This window comes from Pseudomonas sp. B7, from assembly GCF_016735645.1.
GTDB lineage: Bacteria > Pseudomonadota > Gammaproteobacteria > Pseudomonadales > Pseudomonadaceae > Aquipseudomonas > Aquipseudomonas glycinae.
Genome location: NZ_JAERRE010000008.1, coordinates 86,176 through 103,228 on the forward strand (window position 1 = coordinate 86,176; position 17,053 = coordinate 103,228).

The following is a 17,053-nucleotide window of genomic DNA, read 5'->3' on the forward strand; positions in this document are numbered from 1 at the left end:
GTGTCTCCGAGGTCTGGGCCACGTCGGCCTGTTACTCGACATCTCATCTAGGACTGTTCCGTTTATCAGCCAACAATGCGATCTCTGCTACGGACACATTGTTTGGCCTTTGGAGCGATGGATACCAGCGGAGTGATCTGGAACGCTGTGTTAATGATCCCAGGTGATATGACACGAATGCCTCTGGGATGAATACGATAGGAGCGCTATTGCGTCTATCTCATCGAGACTACGTTAAATCCCCTGGCACTCTGAGCGGCTGAAACCGACAAGCTCCCGGTGGCCGCTTGCTGGATATGTTCACTCCACCAAGCCATCATCGGGCGTCTTCGCTCTATGTAGTCCGCCCGGTTGTAGGCGCTACGGACTTCGTCTTTGTCCACGTGCGCAAGCGCGACCTCGATCAGCTCCGCATCCCACCCGTGTTCATTCAGGATGGTGCTGGCCATAGAGCGCATGCCATGACTCACCAATCGACCTTCAAATCCCATTCGCTTCAACGCCATGTTTGCCGTCTGGCTGTTGCAATGAGTTCGCGGATTTCGGTCGGCGGGAAACACGTACTCCCTGTGTCCGCTGTAGGGCTTGATTGCTTCCAAGAGCGCCAAAGCTTGCTCCGTGAGCGGGATGATGTGTGTGCGGCGTTTTTTCATGCGCTCCGCTGGGATGGTCCAGATCTTCTTCTCGAAGTCGATGTCAGCCCATCGGGTGGTCGCGGCTTCTGCAGGGCGAGTCATCGTATGGAGCTGCCACTCGATGAGGCAGCGGGTGGTTCTTTTGATGCTAGCGTTGGCAATTGCCACCATGAGTTCATTGAGCTCATCGGGGGGCAATGCCGCCATGTGTTTCTTCTTTGGTTTTTTGAAAACCGATCGAATTCCGCTCAGGGGGTTGGCATGAATGAGTCCGTAGTTCACCCCGTAAGTCATGATTTCGTTGAGGCGTTGGGTCAGGCGCTTGACCGTTTCCAAGCTGCCTTTGGTTTCAAGTGGCCTAAGCAACTTGATGACCTGAGGCGCGCTGATTTCAGAAATCGGCGTGGCGTGTAGATCCGGAAAAATGTGCAACGTGAGCGAGCGCCAAATGTCTTCAGCGTAGGCGGTTGTCACTGAGTCTTTCTTCAGTTCAAACCAGGCGATGGCGACGTTTTGAAAGGTGTGCTCTGTCGCAGCTTTTTTCGCTTGGCGATCTGCGTCGCGTTGCTCTTTCGGGTCCAGTCCTTGAGCGACCAGCTCCCTGGCTTCAACCGTGCGTTTTCGCGCATGAGCCAGGCTGAGTTCCGGGAACGTCCCCAGTCCCATGTTGATCCGTTTCTTGGTCACGGGATGGATGTAATTGAAATTCCAAAGCCTCGAACCGTTGGTTCGGACTCGTAACTGAAGGCCGTCGCCGTCGGTCAATGTGTAGTCTTTGTCCTTGGGCTTGGCGGCTTTGATTTTCAGGTCTGAAAGGCGTGTGGCTCGTGCTCCCATGGGTACTCCAACGCTGTTTGTGTATTCCAAAATTTACCAGTCACTGGCTTGGAATACGCCTTGGAATACATTTCAAAATGGATCTGCCTGAAACGCTGTGAAGCTCAATGGCCCTGAAACCCCCGTATTTACTGGATTTCAGGCACAAAAAAAGACGTCCGTGGACGTCTTTAGATGTTGAAGTGGTGGAGCCGGGGGGATTTGAACCCCCGTCCGCCAGTACTCCGCTGTCGGTACTACATGCGTAGCCGTGTCTATTAAGTTAACCCTCAGCGACCCGACGGGCAGGGTGCTTTGGGCGAGTTGTGTAAGTTTTAGCCGCTTCGTCCACAACGTACTGCACGGCGATTCTGTTCTATATGACAATCATTTTGGGTTTACAGACATCCCCTGATGATTGCTGGACCCGAAGGTACCAGGAGTGCATGTCAGCTGCAATTAAGCAGCGAGAGCAGCACCGTATTGGTCGTCATTGGCAACTATAAGTAGTTGCAACAGTGGATTTACGACTTCTGTTACCAAGTCGGCATGCACCTAGAGTTTCGCAACCGGCGTCGAATCCTAAACGGCCCCGAGCCTGGTGCTCTGTGTATCTTGTGAGCAACAAGCCTGCGCAGTGTACGCCAAACGGCGCACAAGGCCAACCCGAAGGTTGGCCTGAGCTTCGATCAGTTGTTGGTTCCGCTGGTTTTGCGGATTTCCAGAATGGTTTGCTGGGTTTCAGCCACGCATTCGTCGATCTTGCCCTGGGCCTTCAGTGCCTGGGCCTTTTGCACACTGGCTTCTACCCGTTGATTCAGGTCGGGTGAGGCCATTGCCTGCGCCTTGGCGTTGTTGATGGTTTGCAGATTGGCATCACACAGGTCAGCGGGCTTGTCGGCAGCGAACGAAGCCGACGCCATCATCGAGGCAGTAACGAACAGACCTAACAGTACAGAACGTTTCATATGAATCTCCTTGAACTGAGGGATCCAGACTTCGCTGGCCGTCAGGACGGGCAACCGAATGGAGGACAAGCCCCGATTGTTCGGGGCCTGTTCTGTGGACTGCGGTCGCTCGCAAGGGTTCTATTTTTCTTCAGAGGGCGGTTGCGGGGGCTTTGGCTCGGGTTACCCGGTCCACCAGATACACCAGACCGTGGTAGTCGATTCCACCATGTTGCGTCAGACCGATCTCACAGGTACGGCTGGTGGAAATCCCCTCGCTGCATTGTTGCACCGCATCCTTGAGCGTTCGCAGCGAATGGCTATTGAGCTCCGGCGTGGTGAAACCCTTGTCGCCGGCGAAACCGCAGCAGTGAATGCCTTCCGGAATCACAACCGTCTTGCTGCATTTGCGCGCCAGTTCGATCAGCGCTTGGCTCTCTCCAAGATGCTGAGTGCTGCAGGTCACGTGAACGGCAATCGGTGCTTCCTGCGGGGTGAATTCGAGACGATCCATCAGATGCGTACGGATGAATCGCACAGGGTCATACAGATCCAGGCGAACATTTCCCACATCCTGCACCAGCCGCAGCGTGCAGGGACTGGTGTCGCAATAGATCGGATCGAGTCCGCCGCGACTGGCCTGGAGCAGCGCGCCGATCAGCTCCTGACGCTTGTGTTCGGCCTGTTCGGCATAGCCTTTGGACGCGAAGGGCTGGCCGCAGCAGAGGTTGTCCAGATTGTCCGGAAACACCACCTGATAACCGGCCTTTTCCAGCAGACCACGGGTTTTGTCGTACAGCGACATCTGCTCCTTGTCGCCCGCCGCCGGCCCCATCACACGCGAGACGCAGGCCGCCAGATACACAACGCGCGGGCGCTCGTCCGACACGGCCGGGCTGAAGCGAATGGCTTTTTCCGGCTGCGGCATCGCGTGGGTCCACAGCGGCACTTGACCTTTGGACAGCCGCGTCAGGGTCGCTGAAAGCTTCGCCAGGCGCGGTGCCCCCAACAACATCCGCGCACCGTTGGCCACATGCAGGGTGAAACGTGCACCTTGCAGGGTGGTGGCGAAATTTCCTTCGATCAGGTTGGCGGTTTTCGTATGTGTCGCGTGACGGCTGCGCAGCTTTTTCACCAGCTCACCGGTATTGATTCCCACAGGGCAGCGTTGCGCACACAACCCGGTCGCGGCGCAGGTATCGATGCCTTGGTATTCGTAGGCTTTTTCCAGTTCGGTGGTGTCGATCCCGGCGCGCTTTCGCGCCTGGATATCGCGCCAGATCACGATGCGCTGGCGCGGGCTCAGGGTCAGGCCTTTCGAGGGGCAGACCGGCTCGCAGAAACCGCACTCGATGCATTTATCCACAATCTCGTCGGCCGCCGGCAGCGGTTTCAGGTGCTTGAGGTGGATCTGCGGATCTTCGCTGAGTACCACGTCCGGATTGAGAATGCCGTTGGGGTCGAGCAGGCGCTTGAGCTGCCACATCAATTGATAGGCGTCGCTGCCCCATTCCAGTTCGACGAAGGGCGCCATGTTGCGTCCGGTGCCGTGTTCCGCCTTCAGCGAACCGCCGAACTCCACGGCCACCAGTTGCGCCACGTCGTCCATGAACGCCTGATAGCGTGCGACTTCTTCTGGGCTGTTGAAGCCTTGGGTGAAGACGAAGTGCAGATTGCCTTCCAGTGCGTGTCCGAAAAGGATCGCTTCGTCGTAGGAGTGTTTGTCGAACAGCTCGATCAGACGGTTCACACCGATCGCCAGTTGCTCCACCGGGAAGGTCACGTCTTCGATGATCACCGTGGTGCCGGTCTTGCGCACGGCGCCGACGGCAGGGAAGGTGTCTTTGCGGATCGCCCAGAGGCGGGCGTTTTCGACCGGGTCTTCGGTGAAATCGACCTGCTTTTCCACCGGAAAGGCGCTGAGCGACGCCATGATCTGCGCCAGTTGTTCCTGCAGCAAAGTGGAAGAGGCGGCGCGGGATTCGATCAACAGCGCGCAGGCATTGTTCGACAGCTGCTGTACGAAAGCCGGCATGCCGGGTTTGTCCTGCACCGAGCGCAGGCTGCGGCGGTCGAGCAGTTCCACGGCCGACACCGGTTGGCTTTTCAGCACGGTGACGGCGTTGCAGCAGGTTTCCACATCCGGGAAAACGATCAGCGCCGAAGCCTTGTTCGGGTGGTCGATCACCGTGTCGTAGGTCACCGCGCTGATGAAGCCGAGTGTACCTTCGGAACCGACCAGCAAGTGGCTCAAGATATCCACAGGCTCATCGAAATCCACCAGGGCGTTGAGCGACAGGCCGGTGGTATTTTTCAGACGGTATTTGTGGCGGATTCGCGCGGCCAGTTTGGCATTGGCGCGGGTCTCGCGGCCCAAAGTCGCCAGACGTTCCAGCAAGTCACCGTGGCTGACTCGAAACGCCGCGACACTGGCGGCATCTTCAGTGTCGAGACGTGTGCCATCGGCCAGCACCAGACGAATTCCGGCCAGCGTGTGATAGGTGTTTTGCGCGGTGCCGCAGCACATGCCGCTGGCGTTGTTGGCGACAATGCCGCCGATCTTGCAGGCGTTGATCGACGCCGGATCCGGACCGATCTTGCGCCCGAATGGCGCCAGCCATGCATTGGCCTGGGCACCGATTACGCCGGGTTGCAGGCGGATCTGCGTGCCCTGGCCGCGAATTTCACGAGCGTTCCAGTTATCCCCAAGCACGATCAACACCGAATCACTGATCGCCTGGCCGGACAGGCTGGTGCCGGCGGCGCGGAAGGTCACCGGGACTTGATCGCGCTGGGCCAGTTTCAGCAGCGCCACCACTTCGTCTTCGGATTCGACGCGAATCACCAGTTGCGGAATCAATCGGTAGAAACTGGCATCGGTGCCGAAGGCCAGGGTCGACAGCGGATCGTCGAAACGCCGTTCGGCAGGAATCAATTGCTGCGCATCGCGCAGGAAAGTCGCCGGTAAGGTCATTGGTCCTCCAGGATCAACACCACCAGATCTTTCGGGCCGTGGGCGCCGTAAGCCAGGACTTGTTCGATGTCGGCGGTTTTCGACGGGCCGGACACCAGCAGCGCGTTGGTCGGCATGCCTTGGGCCCACTCGAATTCCTGCTGCACCTGATAGAAGTTGTCGCGGATCTGGCTGGCCTTGAGCAGGGCGAAATGCACTGGCGGTACCAGGCTCATCAGCCGCGGTTCTTCGCGGGTCGGCCAGAGAATCAGGCTGCCGGTGGCGGCGATGGCGCCGAGGGTGCCGGTGAGGCTGGCCGGGGTGTCGTTGAACAACTCGGCTTTCCACTCTTCCATCGGCCGGTCGTAGGACTTCAGCGCCGGTAGATCAGGATTGTTCGCCCAGTGCTGTGTGATGCGCTGCCCGTGAGGTGTAGTCGGTGCGATCAGCAGGCTCGGCAATTGGCGGTCGCGCAGCAATTGCGCCAGCAGCGCCGGCCACCCATCAGCGGAAGTCAGGTGGATTTCGGTGTGCACCGCTTCCATCAGTTTGCGCAGTTGCGGGATCCGTTGTTCGGCGCTGTAGGTGTAAGGCTGGGTCACCAGATCGACGTCAAAGTTGTCGGCAATCGGTGTGGTGCCGGTCAGACTCTTCCGTAACTTGCCGAGGATGTTTTGTTTGGCGCTCATCAACGGTCTCCTCGTTTGGCCAGGTGTTCGCGAGCCATGTCATGCAGTGAGCGGGCGGCGGGTTTCGGTGCGCTGTGGTTCTGCGTCCACGGCCCGACATTGTTCGGCGCCAGGGCGCGCAGGCGCGTGGCGAAAAACGCAAACAGTCGATACAAGGTCGGCGAGCTGTTGAGCTTCGCCCAGGCGTTCCAGATGAAGCGTTCCTTGCGCGAGTATTTGCTGCCCTGACCGCGCATCACCTGATGCGGTGCGTCCGGGGCTTTGACGTTTTCTTCGCGCAGGCGCCGCAGCAACGCGGGGATTGGAATCTTCACCGGGCACACTTCACCGCAGGCGCCGCATAACGAAGACGCGCTCGGGTGATCCGGTACTTTCGCCAGGCCGACCATGTGCGGGGTGATGATTTTGCCGATCGGGCCGGGGTAAACCTCGCCGTAGGTATGGCCGCCGACGCGGGTGTAGACCGGGCAATGATTCATGCAGGCGCCGCAGCGGATGCAGTTCAAGGTTTGGCGCAGTTCGCTGTCGGCGAAAGCCTGGCTGCGACCGTTGTCGAGCAGTACCAGATGCACTTCCTGCGGGCCGTCGAGTTCATGCTCCTTGCGCGGGCCGGAGATCATGTTGACGTAAGTGGTGATCGGAATGCCCAGCGCCGAGCGGGTCAGCAATGACAGCAGTGGCACCACGTCGCGCAGGTTTTCCACGACTTTTTCGATGCCGGTGACGGCGATGTGCACCGGCGGCACGGTGGTGGTCATGCGGCCGTTGCCTTCGTTCTCCACCAGCAGCAGGGTGCCGGTTTCGGCCACGGCGAAGTTGACGCCGGAGACGCCGATGTCCGCTTCGAAGAATTTCTGCCGCAGTACCCTGCGACCGATTTGAATGAGTTGGTCAACGTCCTTGGTGTATTCCACGCCAAGTTTGTCGTGGAACAAGGACGCGACCTGACCGGCATTCTTGTGGATTGCCGGCATGATTATGTGTGAAGGCTTCTCGTGGTCGAGCTGGACGATGTACTCCCCCATGTCGGACTCCAGACATTCAATGTCCCGAGCCTCGAGGAAATGGTTCATCTCCATCTCTTCGCTGACCATCGATTTGCCCTTGATCACTTGCCGCGCCTCGTGAGCGCGGATGATCGAAAGGACGATGCCATTGGCCTCGTCCACCGTTTCCGCCCAGTGCACTGTCACACCGTTGCGGGTCAGGTTCTGTTCCAGTTGCTCGAGCAGGTCGGGCAATTTGGAGAGCGCACGCGCCCTGATCGAGTTGCCCAGGGCGCGCAAGTGTTCTCTTTCGTGGGCATCGCTGAAAGCCGCTGCCCGCTTGGTCATCAATGAATCCATTGCAGTGCGGAAGTTGTTCCGTAACTGCGAGTCGCCCAGGGCATTGTGTGCCCGGGTGCGGAAGTCTTCTTCTACGGCAACCGTAGGAATAATCGTGGAAGTGCTCATCGCGCACCTCCGGTTCGTTGCCAGAGGAAGCTCGCCAGGTGTTGCCCGCGCAGTGCTTCCTGCTGTTTTTCCAGCGAGCCGTTGATGTTCATCAGGCAGCCGCAGTCGGCACTGAGTACCTGATGCGCGCCGGATTCCTTCAACGCCCGGGTCTTGTCGGCCACCATCGCGCCGGAAATGTCTGGCATACGGACGCTGAATGTCCCACCGAAGCCACAGCATTCGCTTTCGTGATCGTGGTTGACCCGTTCCACGTTGCTCAACTGCGCCAACAACTCGCGGCCGTGCAGGTGGGTGTTCATTTCCCGCCGCGCCGAACACGAGGTGTGCAGCGCCACTTTCACCGGCTCGCCGCTGTCCTTGAGCTGCACCTTGCAGACGAACAGCAGAAACTCGGCCAATTCATAGGTGCGGGCCGCGAGGGCCTGAACCTGTGTCAACGTTTCCGGCTCGTCCTTGAACAAGTCGGCGTAATGCTCGCGGATCATTCCGGCGCACGAACCCGACGGCACCACCACCGGACAGTCCCCGGCAAACAGCGCCAGTTGCGAGCGCGCCACCGTCCGTGCCTGCTCGGTGTAACCCGATGTGTAGGCCGGTTGTCCGCAGCAGCTCTGCCCTTGCGGGTAGTCGACCCGGATGCCTTCGCGCTCCAGCAAGTGGATCGCGTCCATCCCGGCTTCCGGGTAGAACAGGTCGACCACACACGTGCCGAACAGGTAGACCCGCGACGGTTTCTCGCTGGGGTATTGCCGGGGTTCGGGCAGTGGCGGTGCGACGCGAGTGGCGTTGGGCACAGCGTTGTAAAAAAGCTCGCTCATCAGGCGTGTCTCCGGGTGGGCCCGGTTATCCGTCTGTTGAGGCTGCCGAATATAGAGCGCGTTGCTTTCAGCAGCCTTACAGACCGGGTTGTGAATTGCTGACGCCGGAATCACGAACCGGCGTCGGTTATTTCCATGTCGCTTGTAGTCTTAATGCACCAGCATGCCAGTGAACCAGTAGGCCTGAGCCAAAGTGATCAGGCCGACGATCGTGGCAAAGAATAGGCTGTGCTTGAGGGTGAAGCGGAACAGATCGGATTCCTTGCCCACCAGACCGGTCGCGGCGCAGGCCACGGCGATCGATTGTGGCGAGATCATCTTGCCGGTCACACCGCCGCTGGTATTGGCGGCCACCAGCAAAGTGTCGTTGACCCCGATCTGGTGCGCGGTGGTCGCTTGCAGCGAACTGAACAGGGCGTTGGACGAAGTATCGGAACCGGTCAGGAACACGCCGAGCCAGCCGAGGAAAGGCGAGAAGAACGGAAACGCCGCGCCGGTCGCCGCCAGCACCAGAGCCATGGTCGAGGACATGCCGGAATAGTTGGTGACGAAGGCAAACGCCAACACCATGCCGATCGACAGGATCGGCCAGCGCAGTTCGTAGAAGGTCTCTCTCAAAGTGGTCAGACCAGTTTTGAAATTGATCTTCAGCACCAGCATCGAGATCAGCGCGGAGAAGAAAATCGCCGTGCCGGTCGCGGAAATCGGATCGAGTTTGAATACGGCCGGGATCGCGGTCGGGGCGGCCACGATCGGTGCGGTCTTGATCACCAGTTGATCAAGGTGCGGAATCGCGAAGTTGAACACCCAGGCGTACATCGAACCGCCGGCGGCGAACATGGCCTTGAAGGGCTTGAGCGTCCAGATGGTCACCAGCACGGTGAGGATCAGGAACGGCGACCACGCCTTGAAAATTTCCCCGAGGCTGTAAGGCGAAGCGACTGTGGTGCGCTTCTGGCCGAAACCGCCGACGCTGGCAGTTACCACCGAAGCGGGAACGGCACCGGCAATGTGCTGGCCGGCGGCACGTTTTGGCTGCCAGACCTTCAGGAACAGGGTCAGCGAAATCAGGCTGGCCAGGGCCGACGTGATGTCCGGCAGTTCCGGGCCGATGAAGTTCGAAGTGAAGTATTGAGTCACGGCGAAGCTCAGGCCGGCAACCAGCGCTGCTGGCCAGGTTTCACGCACGCCGCGCAGGCCATCCATCATGAACACCAGCCAGAACGGCACGAACAGCGACAGCAGCGGCAGCTGGCGGCCGGTCATTGCGCCGATCTTGAACGCGTCGATGCCGGTGACTTGCCCGGCCACGATGATCGGAATCCCCAGTGCGCCGAACGCCACCGGTGCGGTGTTGGCGATCAGGCACAGGCCGGCGGCGTACAACGGGTTGAAACCCAGGCCTACGAGCAGCGCAGCGGTAATCGCCACGGGCGCACCGAAACCGGCGGCGCCTTCCAGGAAGGCACCGAAGCAGAAACCGATCAGCAGCACCTGCAAGCGTTGGTCGTCAGTGATCGACAGCACCGAGCTGCGGATGACCTCGAACTGACCGCTCTTGACCGTCAGTTTGTACAGGAACACCGCCGCCACAATGATCCAGGCAATCGGCCACAGGCCGTAGGCGAAGCCATATCCGGCGGCGGCGAACGCCATGTCGACCGGCATCTGGAACGCGAAGATCGCCACGGCGATGGCCAGGGCGAGCGTGATGCTGCCGGCTACATGACCTTTGAGGCGGAACACCGCCAGAGCGAGGAAGAAGAAAACGATGGGGATGACGGCCGCGAGTGCGGACACGCCGAGACTGCCGAGCGGGCTGTAGAGCTGTTGCCAGGTTTGCATATGGGGTGGCCCCTAATTGTTGTTGGTCAGGCGCTGTCAGCGTTCTTGGTTAATTGGTAATACCAATTTACAATCGCTGTTGGCTAGGGTAAAAGCCTTGATGTCGGTGTGTCAATTTGCCGCCCTGAAACTTTCGTCGAATCACCGGTGCAGAATCGATCTGATCCGGTCCGGGGCGTTTCATCTGGCAGGTGTCGGCAAGGCGCCGATAGGCCAGAATAGAGAGCCCGGCGAGCGGTCGGGATGGTGGAGAATTGAGTGATGGGGTTTGATCAGATACGTCAGCGCCGTTTGTCTGATGACATTGTCGAGCGACTGGAAGGGATGATTCTCGAGGGCACGCTGAAGTCCGGCGAGCGTCTGCCGGCCGAGCGGGCACTGGCGGAGCAGTTCGGCGTTTCCCGGCCTTCGTTGCGCGAGGCGATTCAGAAACTGGCGGCCAAGGGCTTGCTGGTCAGCAAGCAGGGCGGCGGCAACTATGTTGTGGAAAGCCTCGGTTCGACGTTCAGCGATCCGCTGCTGCAATTGCTGGAAAGCAATCCCGAGGCACAGCGCGATCTGCTGGAATTTCGTCACACACTGGAGGCATCGTGCGCCTATTACGCAGCGTTGCGCGCCACAGACGTGGATCGTGAACGGCTGACGGCGGCGTTTGAAGAGTTACAGGATTGCTATTCGCGTCACGATGAAGTGAGCCGGGCGGAAGAGGGTGCGGCGGATGCGAAATTCCACCTGGCGATTGCCGAAGCCAGTCACAACGCAGTGTTGCTGCACACCATTCGCGGCTTGTTCGATCTGCTCAAGCGTAACGTGGTGACCAACATCGGTGGCATGTACAAGCAGCGCACGGAAACCCGCGACATGCTGATCACCCAGCATCGGGAATTGTATCTGGCGATTATCGAGGGGCGCGCGGAGCAGGCGCGTGAGGTCTCCAGCCGACACATTCTGTATGTGCAGGAAGTGCTGGAAGAAGTGCGACAGGAAGTGCAGCGCATGGCTCGCGCCGAGCGACGCAAAGGGATGTAAAAAAGACCGCTCCCGTGCCAGGCGCGGGAACGGTCATTCAGGCAGAGGAATCAGTCTTCCTTGCCCTTGTTGCGCACCGCACGCTGCAACTCGCGACCGGCGTCGCGTTCGCGTTCGGTATCGCGCTTGTCGTATTCCTTCTTGCCCTTGCCGAGAGCAATCTCGCACTTGACCATGTGCTTGCTCCAGTACCAGGACAGGCACACGCAGGCGTAACCCTTTTGCTGCACGGCGGCGGCGAGCTTGTCCAGTTCGCGGCGGTTGAGCAGCAACTTGCGGGTACGCACCGGGTCGGCAATGACGTGGGTGCTGGCGGTCATCAGAGGCGTGATGTGGCTGCCGAGCAACCAGGCTTCGCCATCCTTGAGCAACACGTAACTGTCGACCAGTTGCAGCTTGCTTGCCCGCAGACTTTTTACTTCCCAGCCGGCCAGGACCAGACCAGCCTCGAACTTGTGCTCGATGAAGTAATCGTGTCGCGCCTTTTTGTTTTGCGCGATGGTCCCTGTTGGGTGTTTCTTCTGTTTAGCCATAGGGGCGGCATTATATGGAGATAAACGGCTGTCGGCTACGGTGATGCTGCGTGCTTGAGCAGGTTGAGTGAATCCCGGACAATGCGGCCTCTTTTTCTAACGCTTGGGCGTGATAAACGATGTCGACAGACAAGGTTTCTGTCCACGGCAGTTGGGCTAGCCGCTGGGTTTTCATATTCGCCGCGACCGGTTCGGCCGTGGGATTGGGCAGCATCTGGAAATTCCCCTACATGGTCGGGGTCTACGGTGGCGGCGCCTTCGTGCTTATGTTTCTGGCGTGTATCGCGCTGATCGGTATCCCGGTGATGCTCGCCGAAACCCTGATCGGCCGCCGTGCCCGTCAGAGCCCGGCGAATGCCCTGAAGATGCTGGCGCTGGAAGCCGGTCACTCGGGCAAATGGTCGTGGGGTGCGTTCGCCGGGATGATCACGGCGTTGCTGATCCTGTCTTTCTACAGTGTGGTCGGCGGCTGGTCGCTGGATTACATCATTGATATGGGGCGCGGAGATTTTCAGGGGGCTACGGCCGATCAGGTCGGGGCCTATTTTGGCAATGTCATCTCCGACCCCTGGCGCCTGACACTTTGGCACACGGTTTTCATGCTGTTGTCGGCTGTGGTGATCGCCAAGGGCGTGGTTGCCGGGCTCGAGCGCAGCCTGCGGATCATGATGCCGCTGCTGTTCGTGATGGTGCTGGTGCTGCTGGGTTACAGCATGACCACCGGGCATTTCATGGAGGGTGTGCACTTCATGTTCGATTTCCACCCGGAAAAAGTCCTCGACGGCTTGCTGCCGGCCATGGGCCACGCGTTCTTCTCCCTGAGCGTGGGCGTGGGCTCGATCATGATCTACGGCGCCTACATGACCAAGGAAGCCTCGCTGTCCGGCACGGTCGTGGGTGTGGCGCTGCTCGATACCTTCGTTTCGCTGGTGGCCGGTCTGGCCTTGTTTCCAATTGTGTTCGCCGGTGGTTTGAACCCGAGTGAAGGCCCGGGGCTGATGTTCGTCAGCCTGCCATTTGCTTTCGGTAACGTGCTTTTCGGCCAGTTGATGGGCGTAGTGTTTTTCGTTTTAGTGGCGATTGCCGCCTGGAGCTCAGCGATTTCCTTGCTTGAGCCGATGGTCGCCTATCTGGTCGAGCGGACTAAAATCAGTCGTGCCTGGGTGACATTCTGGTTGGCGTTCACCTGTTGGTTCGTTGGCCTGGGCACGGTGTTTTCCTTCAATATCTGGAAGGAAGCCAAATTTTTCGTGAACGATGGCGGGGTGTTCCATCTCTACCAATGGGGTGCGGCCGTTGGCCTGGACTTCTTTGGTGTGATCGACTTCTTCACCTCGCGGATCATGTTGCCGCTCGGCGGGCTGTGCTTTGTGCTGTTTGCCGGTTGGGTGATGGGGCGTGAAGCGGTGCGTGATGAATTGTCGATTCGCAGCCCGGCGCTGTTCGCCCTGTCTCTGTTCTTGATGCGCTATGTGGCGCCCATCGGCATTCTTGTAGTGTTTGCCGCCCAGCTCTGGAAGTGACGCTTACATGACGACACATATTCAACGATCGGCGCTGCTGCCTTACCCGGCGCAATTTCTCTACGACCTGGTCAATGACGTGGCGCGTTACCCCGAGTTTTTGCCGTGGTGCTCGTCTGCAGAAGTCCTGGAAAGCTCGCTCGAGCATATGCGCGCCAGTGTCGGCGTGGCCAAGGGGGGGCTCAGTCAGCACTTCGTGACGCGCAATACGCTGGTGCCGGGGCAGTCGATTGAGATGAACCTGGAGGAGGGGCCGTTCAATCAACTGCACGGCGTCTGGGTGTTCAAGGCGCTGAACGAGAAGGCCTGCAAGATCAGTCTGGATCTGTCCTTCGACTACGCCGGGCCGCTGGTCCGCGCGACGCTCGGTCCTTTGTTCAATCAGGCAGCCAATACACTGGTGGATGCGTTCTGCCAGCGCGCCAAGCAGATGCATGGTTGAGCCGGTGATTGAAATCGAAGTGGTGTATGCCGCCGTTGATCGTCAGGTTTTGCGTGTAATCAGTGTTGCCGAGGGTACGACGGTGCGTGCGGCGCTGATGGCGTCCGGGATTGATGCTGAGTTTCCGGAGCTGGATCTGATCAGTTGTCCTTTGGGGATCTTCGGCAAAGTGATCGCTGATCCTGATGCCCGGCGGGTTCAGGAAGGCGATCGCATCGAGATCTATCGACCGTTGTTGGCTGATCCGAAAGAGGTGCGCCGTCTGCGTGCCGCCAAGGCTGCCGAAGCCAAGGCGCGAAACCAGTAGGGTGGTCGAACGGCAGGCAATAAAAAACCCGGAATTTCCGGGTTTTTTATTGCGTCGCAAATTATTGCGGCGAGGTGTCCAGCGGTTCTGGCGTTGGAACCGGAACGGTTTCCACACCATCGACGTCCTTCTGGATCTGATCCAGCAAGGAGCCTGGCTTGGCCGGTTTTTCCGGTTTCGGCTGCTCGGTGTTCTCAGCAGGAGCGGTCACGCTGGTGCCACTGTCCTTGCCGAGAATGGCTTCGTCACGGCTGACGCCCGGCATGAAGTCACCGGACAGGCTGACAAGACGGTCATTCGAGTCGAAAATGACACTCATGCGTTCCTGCTGGCGTTCACCGCCACCAGGTTGCAGGCTGTACAGATAATCCCAGCGGTTGGCATGGAACGTGTCGGCAAGCAGAGGGTTGCCCATGATAAACCGTACTTGCGGCCGGGTCATTCCCGGGCGTAACTGGTCTATCATGTCCTGCGTGACGACATTGCCCTGCTGGATGTCGATTTTGTAAACCCCGGGGAATGAACAACCGGCGAGTGCGAGCAGTCCCACAAAGGTGAAACTGGTTAGCAAGAGCTTGGTGTTTTGCATCGGTGGGCGACTTCCACTATCTTGGCTGGGACAACGTAAACGCCGATCATACCCGCATTAAGAGAAGCTGCGAAGCAGCATCGCGAGAAAGCTGACCATGGTTGAAAATAGCGAACTACGCAAAGCCGGCCTCAAAGTGACCCTGCCACGGGTCAAGATCCTGCAAATGCTCGACTCCACCGAGCAGCGTCACATGAGTGCCGAGGACGTCTACAAGGCGTTGATGGAAGCTGGCGAGGATGTCGGTCTGGCCACGGTTTACCGTGTTCTGACCCAGTTCGAAGCGGCTGGCCTCGTGGTCCGTCACAACTTCGACGGCGGCCACGCGGTATTCGAATTGGCCGATGGTGGCCACCACGACCATATGGTTAACGTTGAGTCGGGCGAAGTCATCGAATTCTTCGACGAAGAAATCGAAAAGCTTCAGAAGGCGATCGTCGAGAAGCACGATTACGAGTTGGTTGATCACAATCTCGTCCTGTACGTACGCAAGAAAAAGTAAGCATGTCGCGCGAATTTCAGGTTCGCGAAACGAACGAAGGCGACCCGAGGGTCGCCTTCGTGCTTTCTGCGGTTCTTAAACCTTTGCGGTTACGACCATCTTCTTCGCGTGCGCCAAGGACTCTTTGGTCAGATCGATGCCGCCCAACATCCGCGCGACTTCTTCTATGCGGTCATTCTTGCTCAGCTTCGAAACGGCCGTATGAGTCGCCTGCTCGCCACGTACCTTGTGCACGAACAGGTGCTGATGCCCCTGAGCCGCAACTTGCGGCAAATGCGTGACCGTCAGAACCTGTCCGCGATCCCCGAGGCGGCGTAACAATTGGCCGACGATTTCCGCCGTCGGACCGCCAATCCCCACGTCCACTTCGTCGAATACCAATGTCGGTACGCGAGAGGTCTGGGCTGTAATCACCTGGATGGCCAGGCTGATCCGTGACAACTCACCGCCGGACGCCACTTTGGCCAAGGCTTTCAAGGGTTGACCCGGGTTGGCGCTCACCAGCAGCTCGACTTGTTCCAGACCATTGGGTTGCAACTCGCTGCTATTGTTGGCGCGCAGTTCGATGGTGAAGCGCCCGCCGGGCATGCCCAGGCGCTGAATCTCCTGTTCCACCGCGCTTGCCAGGCTGCCGGCTGCCTGATGGCGCAGCTCACTGAGTTCCCGAGCCTTTTCCTGATAGTGGCGGGCATAGGAAGCGAGTTCTTCGGCGAGGCGTTCGATGGATTCATCGTTGGCGTCCAGCGCTTCGATTTCGTCGAGCAGCTTCTGCTGCATCTCTGCCACTTCCGTCGGCTGAATGCGGTGTTTGCGTGCCAATGTGTAAATGGAGTCCAGGCGTTCCTCGAGATATTGCAGGCGCGCCGGATCAGCGTCGAAGTTGTCGAGAAAACGATTGAGCTCGCCGACGGCCTCTTCGACCTGGATTTGCGCACTGGTCAGCAGGCTGCTCGCTTCACCCAGCGCACCCACCGAGCTGTTCACGCTCGACAGTCGGTTGAGGCTGGCCGTCAAGGCATTCAGCACATTGCCGGAATCGCTTTCGCTGCATTGCTCGACCACTTGTCGGCAGATGCCGAGCAGGGTTTCGGCGTTGGTCAGGTTCTTGTGTTCCTGCTCCAGCTCTTCCAGCTCGTTTTCACCGAGGCCGAGGTTTTCCAGTTCTTCGAGTTGATAGCTGAGCAGTTGATGGCGTGCACGCTGTTCGTCGCCGGAGTTGGAAAGGCGTTCCAGCTCCTGGCGAGTCTGGCGCCAGCGCTGGGCGGCCAAGTGTACCTGGCGTGCCAGATCGGTGGCCCCGGCGTACTCGTCGAGCAGGCGCCGGTGGGTGTCGGTCTTGAGCAGGGATTGGTGTTCGTGCTGGCTGTGGATATCGATCAGCAGCTCGCCGAGTGCCTTGAGATCGCCAAGCGGGCAGGGCGTGCCATTTATATAGCCGCGTGACCGACCTTCGGACGTGATGACCCGGCGCAGGATGCACGGGCCGTCGATTTCCAGGTCGCGTTCCGCCAGCCAAGCGCTGGCCTCGGGGATATCGGCCAGGTCGAAGGTCGCCAGGATATCGGCCTTGTCGGCGCCCGGTCGAACCACGCCGCTGTCGGCGCGATCACCGAGCGTCAGGCCCAGGGCGTCGAGCATGATCGATTTGCCGGCGCCGGTTTCCCCGGTAATCACGCTCATGCCGCGATCAAGTTCGAGATCGAGATGTTCAACGATGGCGTAGTTGTGTACGGACAGGTGCACCAGCATAAAGGCCGCTCCCAGGCTTCAGGTCTGGTTATTTATACAGTGTTTTGTTTCGGGCTGACAATGCCCTCGCTTGGATCGATGAGGATGATCCGATCAAATGCCTGTCGCGCCCGGGAATGCCAATGCAGCACTTTTTTGTAGGGTTAATCGTTGTCAGCCCTTGAAGCCTGATTTTGCGGCCCCATATATCGGGGCAGAAGCGCGAATCGAACTCGCGGA

Annotated in this window: 15 protein-coding genes and 1 other RNA gene; 5 read left to right on the forward strand and 11 right to left on the reverse strand. The window is 59.1% G+C overall.

The annotated features are described in order from the left end of the window. Positions 1–215: 215 nt before the first annotated feature. The 8 genes from JKA62_RS18505 to JKA62_RS18540 all read right to left on the reverse strand — a co-directional run bounded on the left by JKA62_RS18505 (position 216) and on the right by JKA62_RS18540 (position 10,160). Positions 216–1,472 carry an integrase domain-containing protein gene (locus tag JKA62_RS18505; protein ID WP_201818970.1) on the reverse strand — a complete coding sequence of 419 codons (1,257 nt, stop codon included), beginning with the start codon at positions 1,470–1,472 and terminating at the stop codon, positions 216–218. Positions 1,473–1,655: 183 nt separating this feature from the next. Then, positions 1,656–2,045, reverse strand: a transfer-messenger RNA (tmRNA) gene (ssrA, locus tag JKA62_RS18510). A gap of 95 nt (positions 2,046–2,140) precedes the next feature. After that, positions 2,141–2,419: a hypothetical protein gene (locus JKA62_RS18515; RefSeq protein ID WP_007953788.1), complete on the reverse strand. Its 279-nt coding sequence runs from the start codon at positions 2,417–2,419 to the stop codon at positions 2,141–2,143. A gap of 130 nt (positions 2,420–2,549) precedes the next feature. Further along, positions 2,550–5,372, reverse strand: a complete 2,823-nt coding sequence (locus tag JKA62_RS18520) for an FAD-binding and (Fe-S)-binding domain-containing protein (RefSeq protein ID WP_201818972.1) — start codon at positions 5,370–5,372, stop codon at positions 2,550–2,552. Continuing rightward, complete coding sequence (locus tag JKA62_RS18525) at positions 5,369–6,040, reverse strand: LutC/YkgG family protein (protein WP_011332385.1); 672 nt, start codon at positions 6,038–6,040, stop codon at positions 5,369–5,371. The genes JKA62_RS18520 and JKA62_RS18525 overlap by 4 nt, the downstream gene beginning before the upstream one ends. Further along, positions 6,040–7,494 carry a LutB/LldF family L-lactate oxidation iron-sulfur protein gene (locus JKA62_RS18530; RefSeq protein ID WP_064382599.1) on the reverse strand — a complete coding sequence of 485 codons (1,455 nt, stop codon included), beginning with the start codon at positions 7,492–7,494 and terminating at the stop codon, positions 6,040–6,042. The genes JKA62_RS18525 and JKA62_RS18530 overlap by 1 nt, the downstream gene beginning before the upstream one ends. Next, positions 7,491–8,315, reverse strand: coding sequence for a (Fe-S)-binding protein (locus JKA62_RS18535; protein ID WP_201818974.1), 825 nt, complete (start codon positions 8,313–8,315; stop codon positions 7,491–7,493). Before JKA62_RS18535 ends, JKA62_RS18530 begins: the two co-directional genes overlap by 4 nt. 150 nt (positions 8,316–8,465) lie before the next feature. Continuing rightward, positions 8,466–10,160, reverse strand: coding sequence for a lactate permease LctP family transporter (locus tag JKA62_RS18540; protein ID WP_201818976.1), 1,695 nt, complete (start codon positions 10,158–10,160; stop codon positions 8,466–8,468). A gap of 261 nt (positions 10,161–10,421) precedes the next feature. On the opposite strand from JKA62_RS18540, the gene JKA62_RS18545 reads away from it, so the two are divergent. Further along, on the forward strand, positions 10,422–11,189 hold the full coding sequence (locus tag JKA62_RS18545; RefSeq protein ID WP_007953782.1) for an FCD domain-containing protein: 768 nt from the start codon (positions 10,422–10,424) through the stop codon (positions 11,187–11,189). 50 nt (positions 11,190–11,239) lie between these two features. Here the strand turns inward: JKA62_RS18545 and smpB are convergent, their stop codons facing one another. Then, positions 11,240–11,722, reverse strand: a complete 483-nt coding sequence (smpB, locus tag JKA62_RS18550; RefSeq protein ID WP_007953781.1) for an SsrA-binding protein SmpB — start codon at positions 11,720–11,722, stop codon at positions 11,240–11,242. 119 nt (positions 11,723–11,841) lie between these two features. Here smpB and JKA62_RS18555 point away from each other — a divergent pair, with 119 nt between their 5' ends. Genes JKA62_RS18555 through JKA62_RS18565 form a run of 3 tightly spaced genes read left to right on the forward strand, consistent with a single transcriptional unit; the run spans position 11,842 to position 13,994 of the window. Further along, positions 11,842–13,245 (forward strand): sodium-dependent transporter, encoded by a 1,404-nt coding sequence (locus tag JKA62_RS18555; protein WP_201818978.1) that lies wholly within the window; start codon positions 11,842–11,844, stop codon positions 13,243–13,245. A gap of 7 nt (positions 13,246–13,252) precedes the next feature. Then, positions 13,253–13,687: a type II toxin-antitoxin system RatA family toxin gene (locus tag JKA62_RS18560; protein ID WP_201818980.1), complete on the forward strand. Its 435-nt coding sequence runs from the start codon at positions 13,253–13,255 to the stop codon at positions 13,685–13,687. Next, complete coding sequence (locus JKA62_RS18565) at positions 13,680–13,994, forward strand: RnfH family protein (RefSeq protein WP_011332390.1); 315 nt, start codon at positions 13,680–13,682, stop codon at positions 13,992–13,994. Before JKA62_RS18560 ends, JKA62_RS18565 begins: the two co-directional genes overlap by 8 nt. A gap of 61 nt (positions 13,995–14,055) precedes the next feature. On the opposite strand, the gene JKA62_RS18570 is transcribed toward JKA62_RS18565, so the two are convergent. Beyond that, positions 14,056–14,583 (reverse strand): outer membrane protein assembly factor BamE, encoded by a 528-nt coding sequence (locus tag JKA62_RS18570; protein WP_011332391.1) that lies wholly within the window; start codon positions 14,581–14,583, stop codon positions 14,056–14,058. A gap of 97 nt (positions 14,584–14,680) precedes the next feature. Here JKA62_RS18570 and fur point away from each other — a divergent pair, with 97 nt between their 5' ends. Beyond that, complete coding sequence (fur, locus tag JKA62_RS18575; protein WP_011332392.1) at positions 14,681–15,085, forward strand: ferric iron uptake transcriptional regulator; 405 nt, start codon at positions 14,681–14,683, stop codon at positions 15,083–15,085. A 75-nt stretch (positions 15,086–15,160) separates the two neighbouring features. Here fur and recN read toward each other — a convergent pair whose 3' ends face one another. Then, the gene (gene recN, locus JKA62_RS18580; protein WP_011332393.1) at positions 15,161–16,834 is read right to left on the reverse strand and encodes a DNA repair protein RecN; all 1,674 of its coding nucleotides are present in this window, start codon (positions 16,832–16,834) and stop codon (positions 15,161–15,163) included. Positions 16,835–17,053: the final 219 nt, after the last annotated feature.

Bases quoted from the DNA above. Each gene is read 5' to 3' on its own strand.
- JKA62_RS18505 (WP_201818970.1), bottom strand. From the start codon at position 1,472: ATGGGAGCACGAGCCACACGCCTTTCAGACCTGAAAATCAAAGCCGCC.
- JKA62_RS18515 (WP_007953788.1), bottom strand. From the start codon at position 2,419: ATGAAACGTTCTGTACTGTTAGGTCTGTTCGTTACTGCCTCGATGATG.
- JKA62_RS18520 (WP_201818972.1), bottom strand. From the start codon at position 5,372: ATGACCTTACCGGCGACTTTCCTGCGCGATGCGCAGCAATTGATTCCT.
- JKA62_RS18525 (WP_011332385.1), bottom strand. From the start codon at position 6,040: ATGAGCGCCAAACAAAACATCCTCGGCAAGTTACGGAAGAGTCTGACC.
- JKA62_RS18530 (WP_064382599.1), bottom strand. From the start codon at position 7,494: ATGAGCACTTCCACGATTATTCCTACGGTTGCCGTAGAAGAAGACTTC.
- JKA62_RS18535 (WP_201818974.1), bottom strand. From the start codon at position 8,315: ATGAGCGAGCTTTTTTACAACGCTGTGCCCAACGCCACTCGCGTCGCA.
- JKA62_RS18540 (WP_201818976.1), bottom strand. From the start codon at position 10,160: ATGCAAACCTGGCAACAGCTCTACAGCCCGCTCGGCAGTCTCGGCGTG.
- JKA62_RS18545 (WP_007953782.1), top strand. From the start codon at position 10,422: ATGGGGTTTGATCAGATACGTCAGCGCCGTTTGTCTGATGACATTGTC.
- smpB (WP_007953781.1), bottom strand. From the start codon at position 11,722: ATGGCTAAACAGAAGAAACACCCAACAGGGACCATCGCGCAAAACAAA.
- JKA62_RS18555 (WP_201818978.1), top strand. From the start codon at position 11,842: ATGTCGACAGACAAGGTTTCTGTCCACGGCAGTTGGGCTAGCCGCTGG.
- JKA62_RS18560 (WP_201818980.1), top strand. From the start codon at position 13,253: ATGACGACACATATTCAACGATCGGCGCTGCTGCCTTACCCGGCGCAA.
- JKA62_RS18565 (WP_011332390.1), top strand. From the start codon at position 13,680: ATGGTTGAGCCGGTGATTGAAATCGAAGTGGTGTATGCCGCCGTTGAT.
- JKA62_RS18570 (WP_011332391.1), bottom strand. From the start codon at position 14,583: ATGCAAAACACCAAGCTCTTGCTAACCAGTTTCACCTTTGTGGGACTG.
- fur (WP_011332392.1), top strand. From the start codon at position 14,681: ATGGTTGAAAATAGCGAACTACGCAAAGCCGGCCTCAAAGTGACCCTG.
- recN (WP_011332393.1), bottom strand. From the start codon at position 16,834: ATGCTGGTGCACCTGTCCGTACACAACTACGCCATCGTTGAACATCTC.